This window comes from Pseudomonas sp. SC3(2021), from assembly GCF_019856535.1.
Taxonomy (GTDB): Bacteria; Pseudomonadota; Gammaproteobacteria; order Pseudomonadales; family Pseudomonadaceae; genus Aquipseudomonas; species Aquipseudomonas monsensis.
In genome coordinates this window covers 1,889,702-1,903,320 of sequence record NZ_CP082236.1, presented here as the reverse complement: position 1 = coordinate 1,903,320, position 13,619 = coordinate 1,889,702, and the positions used below count along the sequence as shown (strand labels likewise).

At 61.1% G+C, this 13,619-nt stretch carries 14 protein-coding genes; 5 read left to right on the top strand and 9 right to left on the bottom strand.

Annotation, left to right across the window (positions count from 1 at the left end; all coding sequences use genetic code 11):
* Positions 1–77: 77 nt before the first annotated feature.
* The 3 genes from alr to dadA all read right to left on the bottom strand — a co-directional run bounded on the left by alr (position 78) and on the right by dadA (position 2,875).
* Positions 78–1,151: an alanine racemase gene (gene alr, locus K5Y35_RS08350; protein ID WP_123469826.1), complete on the bottom strand. Its 1,074-nt coding sequence runs from the start codon at positions 1,149–1,151 to the stop codon at positions 78–80.
* Positions 1,152–1,245: 94 nt separating this feature from the next.
* Positions 1,246–1,599: a RidA family protein gene (locus K5Y35_RS08345; RefSeq protein ID WP_222834059.1), complete on the bottom strand. Its 354-nt coding sequence runs from the start codon at positions 1,597–1,599 to the stop codon at positions 1,246–1,248.
* Entirely contained in the window at positions 1,571–2,875 is a 1,305-nt protein-coding gene (gene dadA, locus K5Y35_RS08340; protein WP_123469830.1) for a D-amino acid dehydrogenase, read from the bottom strand. The genes K5Y35_RS08345 and dadA overlap by 29 nt, the downstream gene beginning before the upstream one ends.
* Positions 2,876–3,031: 156 nt before the next feature.
* Here dadA and K5Y35_RS08335 point away from each other — a divergent pair, with 156 nt between their 5' ends.
* Complete coding sequence (locus K5Y35_RS08335; RefSeq protein ID WP_003177284.1) at positions 3,032–3,520, top strand: Lrp/AsnC ligand binding domain-containing protein; 489 nt, start codon at positions 3,032–3,034, stop codon at positions 3,518–3,520.
* A 146-nt stretch (positions 3,521–3,666) separates the two neighbouring features.
* Here the strand turns inward: K5Y35_RS08335 and K5Y35_RS08330 are convergent, their stop codons facing one another.
* Complete coding sequence (locus tag K5Y35_RS08330) at positions 3,667–4,020, bottom strand: YkgJ family cysteine cluster protein (RefSeq protein WP_123470310.1); 354 nt, start codon at positions 4,018–4,020, stop codon at positions 3,667–3,669.
* A 147-nt stretch (positions 4,021–4,167) separates the two neighbouring features.
* On the opposite strand from K5Y35_RS08330, the gene K5Y35_RS08325 reads away from it, so the two are divergent.
* Positions 4,168–5,478 (top strand): NAD(P)/FAD-dependent oxidoreductase, encoded by a 1,311-nt coding sequence (locus tag K5Y35_RS08325; RefSeq protein ID WP_222834058.1) that lies wholly within the window; start codon positions 4,168–4,170, stop codon positions 5,476–5,478.
* A gap of 118 nt (positions 5,479–5,596) precedes the next feature.
* Here the strand turns inward: K5Y35_RS08325 and K5Y35_RS08320 are convergent, their stop codons facing one another.
* Positions 5,597–5,842: a DUF1127 domain-containing protein gene (locus tag K5Y35_RS08320; protein WP_123469834.1), complete on the bottom strand. Its 246-nt coding sequence runs from the start codon at positions 5,840–5,842 to the stop codon at positions 5,597–5,599.
* Between the two features lie 180 nt (positions 5,843–6,022).
* Between K5Y35_RS08320 and K5Y35_RS08315 the strand changes: the two genes are divergently transcribed.
* Positions 6,023–7,444, top strand: coding sequence for a PLP-dependent aminotransferase family protein (locus K5Y35_RS08315; protein WP_128615342.1), 1,422 nt, complete (start codon positions 6,023–6,025; stop codon positions 7,442–7,444).
* 60 nt (positions 7,445–7,504) lie between these two features.
* Complete coding sequence (locus tag K5Y35_RS08310) at positions 7,505–9,073, top strand: phospholipase D family protein (protein WP_222834057.1); 1,569 nt, start codon at positions 7,505–7,507, stop codon at positions 9,071–9,073.
* A 93-nt stretch (positions 9,074–9,166) separates the two neighbouring features.
* Here K5Y35_RS08310 and K5Y35_RS08305 read toward each other — a convergent pair whose 3' ends face one another.
* Both K5Y35_RS08305 and K5Y35_RS08300 read right to left on the bottom strand, forming a co-directional pair.
* Positions 9,167–10,312 (bottom strand): MFS transporter, encoded by a 1,146-nt coding sequence (locus K5Y35_RS08305; RefSeq protein ID WP_123469840.1) that lies wholly within the window; start codon positions 10,310–10,312, stop codon positions 9,167–9,169.
* Between the two features lie 187 nt (positions 10,313–10,499).
* Positions 10,500–11,993, bottom strand: coding sequence for an aldehyde dehydrogenase (locus K5Y35_RS08300; RefSeq protein ID WP_008086799.1), 1,494 nt, complete (start codon positions 11,991–11,993; stop codon positions 10,500–10,502).
* Positions 11,994–12,227: 234 nt separating this feature from the next.
* Between K5Y35_RS08300 and K5Y35_RS08295 the strand changes: the two genes are divergently transcribed.
* The gene (locus tag K5Y35_RS08295) at positions 12,228–12,590 is read left to right on the top strand and encodes a cupin domain-containing protein (protein WP_123469842.1); all 363 of its coding nucleotides are present in this window, start codon (positions 12,228–12,230) and stop codon (positions 12,588–12,590) included.
* A gap of 206 nt (positions 12,591–12,796) precedes the next feature.
* Here the strand turns inward: K5Y35_RS08295 and rpmG are convergent, their stop codons facing one another.
* Together rpmG and rpmB are read right to left on the bottom strand one after the other, a co-directional pair.
* The gene (gene rpmG, locus K5Y35_RS08290) at positions 12,797–12,952 is read right to left on the bottom strand and encodes a 50S ribosomal protein L33 (protein WP_003177274.1); all 156 of its coding nucleotides are present in this window, start codon (positions 12,950–12,952) and stop codon (positions 12,797–12,799) included.
* An 11-nt stretch (positions 12,953–12,963) separates the two neighbouring features.
* The gene (gene rpmB, locus K5Y35_RS08285; RefSeq protein ID WP_007920377.1) at positions 12,964–13,197 is read right to left on the bottom strand and encodes a 50S ribosomal protein L28; all 234 of its coding nucleotides are present in this window, start codon (positions 13,195–13,197) and stop codon (positions 12,964–12,966) included.
* Between the last annotated feature and the right edge of the window lie 422 nt (positions 13,198–13,619).

Here is a 13,619-nt window from a genome sequence, read left to right as displayed (position 1 = left end):
CCTGATGTTGTAAGAATATTGAGCGTTATCATGGCGACAGCGTTCAGTATTTACAACACTTGGCCCCCGCAGCGGCGTCAGCCCTCGGAATAGAGCCTTGGCACACGACGCAGGTTGCAGAATATCTGGTATGGAATGGTGTCCGCCCACTTCGCCACTTCGCTGGCGAGGATGTTTTTGCCCCACAGCTCGACGGTCGAACCGAGGCCGGCTTCCGGCACATCGGTGAGGTCAATACACAGCATGTCCATCGACACGCGACCGAGAATGCGGCTGCGTTGGCCGGCGACCAACACCGGCGTACCGGTCGGTGCCTGACGCGGGTAACCATCGGCATACCCCATGGCGACCACGCCGACGCGCATCGGCTTGTCGGTGATGAATTTGGCGCCATAGCCGATCGGCTCGCCGGCGGGCAGTTCGCGCACGCAGATGACTTTCGATTCGAGGGTCATTACCGGTTGCAGACGCTCGGCCACGGCGTTGGCTTCTTCGAACGGGGTCGCGCCGTAGAGCATGATGCCCGGACGCACCCAGTCGCTGTGAATCTGCGGCCAACCGAGCACGGCCGGTGAGTTGCGCAGGCTGACTTCGGCCGCCAGGCCCTGACGCGCCGCTTCGAACACCGCGACTTGGTCGGCGCTGCTCTGCTCGTGCAGCTCATCGGCGCGGGCGAAGTGGCTCATCAGCACGATCTTCGCCACTTTGCCGCTGGCCAGCAGGCGTTGATAGGCCGCCGCGTAATCCTTGGGATGCAAACCGACGCGGTGCATGCCCGAGTCGAGTTTCAGCCACACGGTGATCGGTTTGCCCAATGCCGCCTGCTCGATCGCTTCGAGCTGCCACAGCGAATGCACCACGGTCCAGAAGTCATGCTCGACGATCAGCGCCAATTCATCGGCTTCGAAAATCCCTTCCAACAGCAACACTGGCGCACGAATGCCAGCGGCGCGCAGCTCCAGCGCTTCCTCGATGCAGGCGACGGCAAACCCGTCGGCCTCGGCTTCCAGCGCCTGGGCGCAACGCACCGCGCCATGACCATAGGCATCGGCCTTGATCACGGCCAGCGCCTTGGCGCCGGTGATTTCGCGGGCAATTCGGTAGTTGTGGCGCAGGGCTTGGAGGTCGATCAGGGCACGGGCAGGACGCATGGCGGCAGACTTCTAGGCGGTCATGGGAAGAAAAACCGGCGCCGACTGACGACGTGAACCGCCAACAGCGCCGGGAGAGGGATCTTTGAAACGATTACGGCAAGGCGGCGACGATGGAAATCTCCACCAGGATGCTCGGTTTGGCCATCTTCGCTTCGACGGTGGCGCGGGCCGGCGCGGCGCCTTTGGGCAGCCACTGGTCCCACACCGAGTTCATCCCGGCAAAGTGCGTCTCGATGTCGTTGAGGTAGATCGTCGCCGACAGCAGATGCTGCTTGTCAGTCCCGGCCAGATCCAGCAAACGCTCGATATTGGCGAGCACGTCGCGGGTCTGCTGTTCGACCCCGGCGTTGAAGTCATCGCCGACCTGTCCGGCCAGATACACGATGCCGTTGTGGGTGACGATCTGACTCATGCGCTCATTGGTGAGCTGGCGCTGGATTGCCATGTTTTGCGGACTCCTGAGGCTTGTTGCCGTAACGGGAAATATCGAGGCCTTCGGCGCTGATCTGCGGCTTTTTCTTCGCCATCAGATCGGCCAGCAAACGACCGGAACCGCACGCCATGGTCCAACCCAGGGTGCCGTGACCGGTGTTGAGGAACAGGTTCTTGAACGGTGTGGCGCCAACGATCGGCGTGCCGTCCGGGGTGGTCGGACGCAGGCCCGTCCAGAAGCTCGCCTCGGCCAGATTGCCGCCCTGAGGATAAAGGTCGTTGACGATCATCTCCAGGGTTTCGCGCCGACGCGGGTTCAGCGACAGGTCAAAACCGGCGATCTCGGCCATGCCGCCCACGCGGATGCGGTTGTCGAAACGGGTGATCGCGACCTTGTAGGTCTCGTCGAGAATGGTCGAAGTCGGAGCCATGTCCGGGTTGGTGATCGGCACGGTCAGCGAGTAACCCTTGAGCGGATACACCGGGGCCTTGATGCCCAGCGGCTTGAGCAGTTGCGGCGAGTAGCTGCCGAGGGCCAGCACGTAGCGGTCGGCGGTTTCCAGCTTGCCGTCGATCCACACGCCGTTGATGCGGTCACCGGCGTAGTCGAGCTTCTGGATGTCCTGGCCAAAGCGGAATTCCACACCCAGTTTCACCGCCATTTCGGCGAGGCGGGTGGTGAACATCTGGCAGTCGCCGGTCTGGTCGTTCGGCAGACGCAGGGCACCGGCAAGGATGTCGGTGACATTGGCCAGGGCCGGTTCGACGCGGGCAATGCCGGCGCGGTCGAGGACTTCAAACGGCACGCCGGACTCTTTCAGCACGGCGATGTCTTTGGCGGCGCCATCGAGCTGCGCCTGGGTGCGGAACAATTGCGTAGTGCCGAGGCTGCGGCCTTCATAGGCGATACCGGTTTCCGCACGCAATTCGTCGAGGCAGTCGCGGCTGTACTCGGACAGACGCACCATGCGCTCCTTGTTCACCGCGTAACGGCTGGCGGTGCAGTTGCGCAGCATCTGCGCCATCCACAGGTACTGGTCAATGTCAGCGGTGGCCTTGATCGCGAGAGGGGCGTGGCGTTGCAGCAACCACTTGATCGCCTTGAGCGGCACGCCCGGTGCGGCCCACGGCGAGGCGTAACCCGGCGACACCTGGCCGGCGTTGGCGAAACTGGTCTCCATGGCGACGGCTGGCTGCCGGTCGACCACCACCACTTCAAACCCGGCACGGGCCAGATAGTAAGCACTGGCGGTACCGATGACGCCGCTACCCAAGACCATTACGCGCATTTTTGTATCCCTCATCGCGGCAGGGCCGCGTACGTCTGTTGTTAGAGCAATGATGCGCGCAGTGTAAAAAAGATTGGCCAGTGCTTTTCACTGTATAAGCGCCTATATTTGGCGACAATTCTCGGCAAAAACCCTTTTCACGGAGGCGCATCCCCTATGCGTACCAACACTCAGACCAAACGTGAGCTGGACAAGATCGACCGCAACATCTTGCGGATCCTGCAGGCGGACGGGCGGATATCGTTTACCGAACTCGGGGAGAAGGTCGGTCTGTCCACCACGCCGTGTACGGAGCGGGTGCGACGTCTGGAGCGCGAAGGGATCATCATGGGCTACAACGCCCGGCTGAATCCGCAGCACTTGAAGGGTAGCCTGCTGGTGTTCGTCGAGATCAGCCTCGATTACAAATCCGGCGACACTTTCGAAGAGTTCCGACGCGCGGTGCTGAAATTGCCGCATGTGCTGGAATGTCACCTGGTGTCAGGGGATTTCGACTATCTGGTAAAGGCGCGGATTTCCGAGATGGCGTCTTACCGCAAGTTGCTCGGCGACATTCTGTTGAAGCTGCCGCATGTACGCGAATCGAAGAGCTACATCGTGATGGAAGAGGTGAAAGAGAGCCTGAGCCTGCCGATTCCGGATTGAGGTGTATTGGGCCCGACCCGGCCCTATCGCTGGCAAGCCAGCTCCCACAATGAGTGCGGGTGTTCACAAAATCCCCCGCTCGCCGCCGAACCTGTGGGAGCTGGCTTGCCAGCGATGGCGCCGACTCGGTTCCGAGTGCCACCCCGTTAGACCAGCACCTGCCGATTCGAAGCCATGTACTCGAAGATCTGCTTTTCAACCCGCGGATGAATCAGCTCCACCGGCCCTCGCCCGTTCGGGCACGGCAGCGTTTTGGTGGTGCCGAACAACCGGCAGATCAGTGGCCGCTCTTCATACACCGTGCAGCCATTCGGCCCCAGGTGTACGCAGTTCAGTGCTTCCAGCGCCGCATCCTGCTCGGCGCGGGTCTTGCGCGGCAGGCGGGCCATTTCTTCCGGCGAGGTGGTCACCGGCCCGCAACAGTCATGGCAGCCCGGCACGCAGTCGAACGAGGGGATCTGCTGACGCAGGGTACGGATTTTCTGGCTGTTGCAGCTCATCGAAGCGGTGACCGACGGGAAATAGGCGACGATTGTGCCGCAAAAGCCCTGATCCAGACACCGCAGGCCGACCAATGTTGCCCAATTTCGGGCGTGCGGCTTATCCTCCGTCAAATTTTCTCGACACTCAGCCGTTGGATGACGCCCATGATCGCCCGCGCCCACATCACCGCGAGCCAACCACACGTTGCCTCTTATTACGCCGCCAGCAGCCTGCCACAGCCTGATCATCCGCAGTTGCAAGGTGAGGTGGTAGCGGACGTCTGCGTGGTCGGCGGCGGCTTCTCGGGGCTGAACACCGCGCTGGAACTGGCCGAACGCGGCCTCAGCGTAGTGTTGCTGGAAGCGCACCGGATCGGCTGGGGTGCCAGCGGCCGTAACGGCGGGCAGCTGATTCGCGGGGTCGGCCACGGCCTCGATCAGTTCACCAACGTCATCGGTGCCGACGGCGTACGCCAGATGAAACTCATGGGCCTGGAAGCGGTGGAAATCGTTCGCCAGCGCGTCGAGCGTTTCCAGATCCAGTGCGACCTGACCTGGGGCTACTGCGACCTCGCCAACAAACCTGCCGACCTCGAAGGCTTTGCCGAAGATGCCGACGAACTGCGCGGCCTCGGTTATCGCTACGAAACCCGCTTGCTGCAAGCCGACCAGATGCACACCGTGGTCGGCTCCAAGCGTTATGTCGGCGGCTTGATCGACATGGGTTCGGGACATTTGCACCCGCTGAACCTGGCGCTGGGCGAAGCCGCTGCCGCGCAACAACTGGGGGTCAAACTGTTTGAACAGTCGGCCGTCACTCGCATCGACTACGGCCTCGAAGTGAAGGTACACACGGCGCAAGGCTCGGTGCGCGCCAAGACACTTGTACTGGGCTGCAACGCTTATCTGAATGACCTCAATCCACAACTCAGTGGCAAAGTCCTGCCCGCCGGCAGCTACATCATCGCCACCGAACCGTTGAGCGAGGCACAGGCGCACGCCCTGCTGCCGCAAAACATGGCGGTCTGCGACCAGCGGGTGGCGCTGGATTACTACCGGCTCTCGGCGGATCGGCGCCTGCTGTTCGGCGGTGCCTGCCATTACTCGGGACGCGATCCAAAGGACATCGGTGCCTACATGCGGCCGAAGATGCTCGACGTCTTTCCGCAACTGGCCGGGGTGAAGATCGACTATCAGTGGGGCGGAATGATCGGCATCGGCGCCAACCGCTTGCCGCAGATTGGTCGGCTCAATGATCAGCCGAACGTGTATTACGCTCAGGGGTATTCCGGGCACGGGGTGAATGCCACGCACCTGGCCGGCAAGCTGCTGGCCGAGGCAATCAGCGGCCAGCACAGTGGCGGGTTCGATCTGTTTGCCAAGGTGCCGCACATCACCTTCCCGGGCGGCAAGCATTTGCGCTCGCCGTTGCTGGCGCTGGGGATGTTGTGGCATCGGCTCAAAGAGCTGGTCTGATGTGTTGGCAGGGGATTTGAAGACCCTGTCGCGAGCAGGCTCACTCCTACAGTTGAAATGCGTTCCCCTGTAGGAGTGAGCCTGCTCGCGATGGCGTCACCAAGAGCACCGCCCTCCTTCAGATCCGCCAGAACGGCTTCAACCCCTCCTCCTGCGCCTGCTCCCGGGTCAGCCCGACATCCTTGAGCTGCTCGGGTGTAAGCGCCAGCAACGCCTTGCGCGTGTGCAGACGATGCCAGAACAGGCCCCAGCGACTGAGGCCGGACGGCGCGTTGCGCAGGGCCGTATTCCATGCACCGTCCTCCTGCCCTGTCACCAGTTCCTGACTGTGTAACGTCAGCCGCACATCGCTCAAGCCGTTCATTTTTGTCGCTCCTGTTTACTTGGGTCGCCAGAGATTCCATGATGCGCGGGCCGGCAAAAGCATTACAGATTCAACCGATCTGTATTAACTCCATACAGATTTGCCGTTTCTGCCACTGAATTGTCGATTTTCGCCGCATCTGTACTGGTTTAACGAAACTCCTGCATCGAGGCACCTGCCATGACGCTTTATGTGAATCTCGCCGAGCTGCTCGGCACGCGCATCGAACAAGGGTTCTACCGTCCGGGTGACCGATTGCCGTCGGTGCGCGCCTTGAGCGTAGAACATGGCGTCAGTCTCAGCACGGTGCAGCAGGCTTATCGCATGCTCGAAGACAGTGGTCTGGCGTCGCCGAAGCCCAAGTCCGGCTACTTTGTACCGGTCGGACGCGAGCTGCCGGAGCTGCCGGCGGTCGGCCGTCCGGCGCAGCGGCCGGTGGAGATTTCGCAGTGGGATCAGGTGCTGGAGCTGATTCGTGCGGTGCCCCGCAAGGACGTCGTGCAATTGGGGCGCGGCATGCCGGATGTGACCACGCCCACCATGAAACCGCTGTTGCGCGGACTGGCGCGAATCAGTCGGCGCCAAGACATGCCCGGTCTGTATTACGACAACATCCACGGCACCCTCGAACTGCGCGAACAGATCGCCCGGCTGATGCTCGATTCCGGTTGCCAGTTGAGCGCCAGCGACCTGGTCATCACCACCGGTTGCCACGAAGCGCTGTCCACCAGCATCCACGCGATCTGCGAGCCCGGCGACATCGTCGCGGTGGATTCGCCGAGCTTTCACGGCGCCATGCAGACGCTCAAGGGCCTGGGCATGAAAGCCCTGGAAATCCCCACCGATCCGCTGACCGGCATCAGCCTCGAAGCACTGGAACTGGCGCTGGAACAATGGCCGATCAAGGTCATCCAGATCACGCCCAACTGCAATAACCCACTGGGCTACATCATGCCGGAGTCGCGCAAACGCGCGCTGCTCAACCTCGCGCAGCGCTTCGACGTGGCGATCATCGAGGACGATGTGTACGGCGAACTGGCCTATACCTACCCGCGTCCACGCACGATCAAGTCCTTCGACGAGGACGGCCGCGTGTTGCTGTGCAGTTCGTTTTCCAAGACCTTGGCGCCGGGATTGCGCATCGGCTGGGTCGCGCCGGGCCGCTATCTGGAACGGGTGCTGCACATGAAATACATCAGCACCGGCTCCACTGCGCCGCAGCCGCAGATCGCGATTGCCGAATTTCTCAAATCCGGGTACTTCGAACCGCATTTACGGCGGATGCGCTCACAATACCAGCGTAATCGCGACGTCATGATCGACTGGGTGACCCGCTACTTTCCTGTCGGCACCCGCGCCAGCCGTCCACAGGGCAGCTTCATGTTGTGGGTCGAACTGCCGGAAGGTTTCGATACGCTGAAACTGAATCGGGCGCTGCACGACCAGGGCGTACAGATTGCCGTCGGCAGCATCTTTTCCGCCTCGGGCAAATACCGCAATTGCCTGCGGATGAACTACGCTGCCAAACCGACACCGCAGATCGAAGAGGCGGTGCGCAAGGTCGGCGCCGCCGCCAGCAAATTACTGGCCGAAGCCGACTGACTTTTTTCGAGTGATCAGCGTCCATATGCCGACCTTTGCTGCCGACCGGAATGAACCTACGTGAGCTTCAGACAGCCCCTAATCGCTTTGCTGATGCTCGCCTCGCTCCTGAGCGGTTGCGCCAGCCTCGATGTGCCGCGTGAACCGAGCCAGGCCTTGCCGGCGTCGAACTCCAGTTTCGGCCGCTCGATCCAGGCTCAGGCCGCACCCTATCAGGGGCGCTCCGGGTTTCGCCTGCTGTCCAACAGCACTGAGGCCTTCACCGCCCGCGCCGAGCTGATTCGCCAGGCACAAACCAGCCTCGACTTGCAGTACTACATCGTCCATGACGGCGTCAGCACGCGGATGCTCGTGGAAGAACTGCTCAAGGCCGCCGACCGTGGCGTGCGCGTGCGCATCCTGCTCGACGACACCACCAGCGACGGCCTCGACACGCTCATCGCCACCCTCGCGGCGCATCCACAGATCCAGATCCGCCTGTTCAACCCGCTGCACCTGGGCCGCAGCACCGGCGTCACCCGCGCCGCCGGGCGCCTGTTCAACCTGTCGCTGCAACACCGGCGCATGCACAACAAGCTGTGGCTGGCGGACAACAGCGTGGCCATCGTCGGCGGGCGCAACCTGGGCGACGAGTATTTCGACGCCGAGCCGAATCTGAATTTCACCGACATCGACATGCTCAGCGTCGGACCTGTGGCCGAGCAACTCGGACACAGCTTCGACCAATACTGGAACAGCGCGCTGAGCAAGCCGATCGACGAATTCCTCTCCAGCAAACCGACCGCCAAGGACTTGCAGAACACCCGCACGCGCCTGGAAGAGTCACTGGATGAAACCCGCAAACAGAATCACGCGCTGTACCAACAGCTGATGACGTTCAAGACCGAACCGCGCATGGACATCTGGCGCAAGGAACTGATCTGGGCCTGGAACCAGGCGCTGTGGGATGCCCCAAGCAAGGTGCTGGCCAAGAACGAGCCGGACCCGCAACTGCTGCTGACCACGCAACTGGCGCCGGAGCTGAGAGGCGTCAACAAAGAGCTGATCATGATTTCGGCGTACTTCGTGCCCGGCCAGCCGGGCCTGGTGTACCTGACCGGACGCGCCGACGCCGGGGTCTCGGTGAGCCTGCTGACCAATGCGCTGGAAGCCACCGACGTGCCGGCGGTGCACGGCGGTTACGCGCCGTACCGCAAGGCGCTGCTGGAACACGGGGTGAAACTGTATGAACTGCGTCGCCAGCCTGGGGATAACTACGGCAGCGGCCCGCACCTGTTCTACAGCAAGTCGTTTCGGGGTTCGGATTCCAGCCTGCACAGCAAGGCGATGATTTTCGACCGGCGCAAAGCGTTTATCGGCTCGTTCAACTTCGACCCGCGTTCGGTGCTGTGGAACACTGAAGTCGGCGTGCTGGTGGACAGCCCGGAACTGGCCGAGCACGTGCGCGAACTGGCCCTGCAAGGCATGGCGCCAGCGCTGAGTTATCAGGCGAAACTGCAGGATGGCAAGCTCGTCTGGGTGACCGAGGACAACGGCCAGCTGCACACGCTGACCGAGGAACCGGGGAGCTGGTGGCGGCGCTTCAATGCATGGTTCAGCACCACGGTGGGTCTTGAACGGATGCTGTAAACAAACACAGGTCAGTGCCGTGACAGGGCTTTTGTGGCGAGGGGATTTAGCGAACCGTCGCACCACACTTTCATTACTCGGATCGGAATCAGGTCAGGCAGGTTCGGACACGGTGCCAAACGCACCTTGGCGCATCAGCAGAATCACCAGCCCGAACGCCCCCGCCGCCATCAACAACGGCAACGCATGCCCGCTGATCCACTGACTGCCCGCCCCCGCCATCAACGGCCCGATCAGACAACCGACACCCCACAACTGCGCAATGTGCGCATTGGCCCGCACCAGCGCATCGTCGCGATAACGCTCGCCGATCAGGATCAGTGACAAAGTGAACAACCCACCGGCGCTGGCACCGAACAGCACCCACAATGGCCAGATCAACAGCGTGTCGATCAGCATGGGGATCGCCAGGCTCGACAGCATCAGGACCACTGCGCAGCCGGTGAACAATGTGCGCCGCGACAGATAGTCTGCCAGCGCGCCAATCGGCAGTTGCAACAGCGCGTCGCCGACCACCACCGTGCTGACCATTGCCAGCGCGATCTCGGCGCTGAAGCCTTGTTGCAGGCAATACACCGGCAGCAGCGTCAGGATCATCGCCTCGAACGCGGCAAACAACGAAACTGCCCAGGCAATCGCCGGCAACTCGCGGGCAAAACCCCACAGGTCGCCGAAGGTCACACTGCTCGCTTCGCTGCTCGGCGCACCGCTGCGGCCCATCAACAGAAAAGGCGAAACCGTCAGCAGCCCGACACCGACCCAGAACCCATAATCGTGTTCAGTGCCGAGCGCGCCCAGCAGCAACGGACCAGACAGTTGGCTCAGCGCATAGCTGCTGCCATACAGAGCGACGAGGCGACCACGCCAGTTTTCGACGACCAGTTGATTGATCCAGCTCTCGCCGAGGATGAACACGATGGTCAGGATCACCCCGATCATCAGGCGCAGCACCAGCCACACTGGATAACTCGGCAGCAACGCCAGCAAGCCGATTGACAGTGCTCCAGCCCACAGGCACAGACGCATCAGGTTCGCCGTGCCGAAACGTGCCGCCAGATGACTGGAAATCTTCGCCCCCAGCAACACGCCGATCGCCGGCATTGCCGCCATCACACCGATGGCGAAAGAGCCATAGCCCCAGCCCTCCAGGCGCAACGACACCAGCGGCATGCTGACCCCCAGGGCCAGGCCGACACTCAAGACAGACGCCAACACGGCGAAATACGTCGCCCAACGCATGGTCCACACTCCTGTGGATTATTTTTATGTGCACCACAAAACCAATGTGGGAGCGAGCTTGCTCGCGAATACGGTTTCACATTCAGCAGATTTGCTGACTGATACACCGCATTCGCGAGCAAGCTCGCTCCCACAGGGATCTCTGTCTGGTTTGGGAGCCTGATTGAATCAGGCTCCCCTCAGCGGCTTACAGCTTGATCCACGTCGCTTTCAGCTCGGTGTACTTGTCGAACGCGTGCAGCGACTTGTCACGACCGTTACCCGATTGCTTGAAGCCGCCGAACGGCGCAGTCATGTCGCCGCCGTCGTACTGGTTGACCCACACACTGCCGGCACGCAGGGCCTTGGCGGTCAGGTGGGCCTTGGAGATGTCCTGGGTCCACACCGCAGCGGCCAGGCCATACGGCGTGTCGTTGGCGATCTGAATCGCTTCTTCGGCGGTGTCGAACGCAATGACCGACAGCACCGGGCCGAAGATCTCTTCCTGGGCGATCTTCATCGCGTTGCTGACGCCGTCGAAAATCGTCGGCTCGACGTAGGTGCCACCGGTTTCCTGAAGAATGCGCTTGCCGCCGGCCACCAGTTTGGCGCCGTCGGTGTGGCCGGACTCGATGTACGACAGCACGGTGTTCATCTGCTGGGTGTCGACCAGCGCCCCGACGTTGGTCGCCGGGTCCAGTGGATTGCCCGGTTTCCAGGCCTTCAGCGCCTCGATCACCATCGGCAGGAATTTGTCCTTGATCGAACGCTCGACCAGCAGACGCGAACCGGCGGTGCAGACTTCGCCCTGGTTGAAGGCGATGGCGCTGGCGGCGGATTCGGCAGCGGCTTGCAGGTCCGGTGCGTCGGCAAACACGATGTTCGGGCTCTTGCCACCAGCTTCCAGCCACACGCGCTTCATGTTCGACTCGCCGGAGTAGATCATCAGTTGCTTGGCGATCTTGGTCGAACCGGTGAACACCAGGGTGTCGACATCGTTGTGCAGCGCCAGCGCCTTGCCGACGGTGTGGCCGTAACCCGGCAGCACGTTGAGCACGCCTTTCGGAATGCCGGCTTCTACCGCGAGCGCAGCGATACGGATGGCGGTCAGCGGGGATTTTTCCGACGGCTTGAGGATCACCGAGTTACCGGTGGACAGCGCCGGCCCCAGCTTCCAGCAGGCCATCATCAGCGGGAAGTTCCACGGCACAATGGCGCCGACCACGCCCACCGGCTCGCGGGTCACCAGGCCCAGTTGGTCATGCGGCGTGGCAGCGACTTCGTCGTAGATCTTGTCGATCGCCTCACCGCTCCAGCTCAGCGCTTGCGCAGCACCCGGCACGTCGATGTACAGCGAATCACTGATCGGCTTGCCCATGTCGAGGGTTTCGAGCAGGGCCAGCTCTTCGGCGTGCTGTTTGAGCAGGCCGGCGAAACGAATCATGGTAGCTTTGCGTTTGGTCGGCGCCAGGCGCGACCAGACACCGGAATTGAAGGTGGCGCGGGCATTTTCCACGGCGCGCTGAGCGTCAGCGGCGTCACAGCTGGCGATCTTGCCCAGCAGACGGCCATCGACCGGACTGATGCACTCGAAAGTCTCGCCGGAGACGGCGTCGGTGTATTCACCATTGAGGTAGGCGCGGCCTTCGATTTTCAGGTCGCGGGCGCGTTGTTCCCAGTCGGCACGAGTCAGGGTGGTCATTCGAGTGTCCTCCTCTTGTTGAATAGAGCGCCGCGGTCTTCGCGGTCGTCTTCAGGAATGCTGCCCGGCCAGCCTGCTTTTCGGCCCAAGGCACCCGCCACCCTAAACCAGCGGCCGGGGTTGTTTCAATATATTTGACATAAGCCGGCTATACGGCCTTGCGGTGTTCAATTTAATAAACATAGACTTTGGCCCTTTCCAACCACCGCGCCGTCATCACGGGAGAAAACAACAATGAACATCCAGAACGTCGTCGACATCAGTCTGACCAGCAGCGAAGCCGAACGCTATCGCCCGGACCCGGCCAAAGTGCTCAAGGGCGATCCCGAGCAAGCGGTGTTCAATCAATACGACAGCCCTTGCGGGCAAATGAATGTCGGTGTGTGGGAAGGTGCGGTGGGTCAGTGGACGGTGAATTACACCGAGCATGAATACTGCGAAATCCTGCAGGGGGTTTCGGTGCTGCGAGACAGCGATGGCAATGCCAAGACCTTGCGCGTGGGCGATCGCTTCGTGATTCCGGCAGGGTTTCGTGGAACCTGGGAAGTGCTTGAGGCTTGCCGCAAGATCTATGTGATCTTTGAACAGAAGGCTTGAGATTGTCGCTGACTGATCCGACCCTATCGCTGGCAAGCCAGCTCCCACAGGTTTTGCGGTGAACACAAATTTTGTGAACACCAGCGATCACTGTGGGAGCTGGCTTGCCAGCGATGAGGCCAGGCCAGAAACCACAGAAACCCGAGGCAACAAAAAAGGCCCGTATCGTGAGATACGGGCCTTTTTTGTAAGTCGGGAAAAATCAATTACTTGATTTTGCCTTCCTTGTAGATCACGTGCTTGCGAACAACCGGATCATATTTCTTGATCTCGATTTTGTCCGGGGTAGTACGCTTGTTCTTGTCGGTAGTGTAGAAGTGACCAGTACCGGCGCTCGAGATCAAACGAATCAATTCACGCATGATTAGCTCCCTTAAATCTTGCCATCGCGGCGAAGTTCGGCGAGCACGACAGTGATGCCACGCTTGTCGATGATACGCATGCCTTTGGCAGATACGCGCAGACGCACAAAACGTTTCTCTTCTTCAACCCAGAAGCGGTGATGCTGCAGGTTCGGCAGGAAACGACGACGGGTTTTGTTGTTTGCGTGGGAAATGTTATTCCCGGTTACCGGACCCTTACCGGTAACTTGACATACTCTAGACATGCCTCAGCCCTCTAAAACCACATGCCCAACCCGGCATGGGTTGGCCGCTTAATCTCTCAGTCATTTGGCGCCAGGCGCCGCGTTTCTTTAGAGGTCTTACCGGCTACACCTACAGTGAAGGAACCGGGCCCCTAGAAAAGAGCGCTGCTTTATACCAGAAAGACCGGGGAGCAACAACAATCGGTGTGCAATCAATCAGCAAAAAGGCGCAAATTCGGGCTGCGAGCGCTTTACACAAAGGCCGCCGTCGCCTTTTACCGCTCGTCGCAGAAAACCGGCCGCGAAGGGTATCACGCCTTTGCATGCACCAGCAGACAGTCGAAATTGCATAAGCCCTGCCCCAAAAATGCAAAAAGGGGATAGTCATTTGCAATCGCGACCTCTAGGGTAGGCCTTTTCCAGACTGCACTTGCAGATGGGCC

What these genes read in the sequence shown, in the direction of transcription:
- alr (WP_123469826.1), bottom strand. Translation starts at nt 1,151, where the DNA reads ATGCGTCCTGCCCGTGCCCTGATCGACCTCCAAGCCCTGCGCCACAAC.
- K5Y35_RS08345 (WP_222834059.1), bottom strand. Translation starts at nt 1,599, where the DNA reads ATGGCAATCCAGCGCCAGCTCACCAATGAGCGCATGAGTCAGATCGTC.
- dadA (WP_123469830.1), bottom strand. Translation starts at nt 2,875, where the DNA reads ATGCGCGTAATGGTCTTGGGTAGCGGCGTCATCGGTACCGCCAGTGCT.
- K5Y35_RS08335 (WP_003177284.1), top strand. Translation starts at nt 3,032, where the DNA reads ATGCGTACCAACACTCAGACCAAACGTGAGCTGGACAAGATCGACCGC.
- K5Y35_RS08330 (WP_123470310.1), bottom strand. Translation starts at nt 4,020, where the DNA reads ATGAGCTGCAACAGCCAGAAAATCCGTACCCTGCGTCAGCAGATCCCC.
- K5Y35_RS08325 (WP_222834058.1), top strand. Translation starts at nt 4,168, where the DNA reads ATGATCGCCCGCGCCCACATCACCGCGAGCCAACCACACGTTGCCTCT.
- K5Y35_RS08320 (WP_123469834.1), bottom strand. Translation starts at nt 5,842, where the DNA reads ATGAACGGCTTGAGCGATGTGCGGCTGACGTTACACAGTCAGGAACTG.
- K5Y35_RS08315 (WP_128615342.1), top strand. Translation starts at nt 6,023, where the DNA reads ATGACGCTTTATGTGAATCTCGCCGAGCTGCTCGGCACGCGCATCGAA.
- K5Y35_RS08305 (WP_123469840.1), bottom strand. Translation starts at nt 10,312, where the DNA reads ATGCGTTGGGCGACGTATTTCGCCGTGTTGGCGTCTGTCTTGAGTGTC.
- K5Y35_RS08300 (WP_008086799.1), bottom strand. Translation starts at nt 11,993, where the DNA reads ATGACCACCCTGACTCGTGCCGACTGGGAACAACGCGCCCGCGACCTG.
- K5Y35_RS08295 (WP_123469842.1), top strand. Translation starts at nt 12,228, where the DNA reads ATGAACATCCAGAACGTCGTCGACATCAGTCTGACCAGCAGCGAAGCC.
- rpmG (WP_003177274.1), bottom strand. Translation starts at nt 12,952, where the DNA reads ATGCGTGAATTGATTCGTTTGATCTCGAGCGCCGGTACTGGTCACTTC.
- rpmB (WP_007920377.1), bottom strand. Translation starts at nt 13,197, where the DNA reads ATGTCTAGAGTATGTCAAGTTACCGGTAAGGGTCCGGTAACCGGGAAT.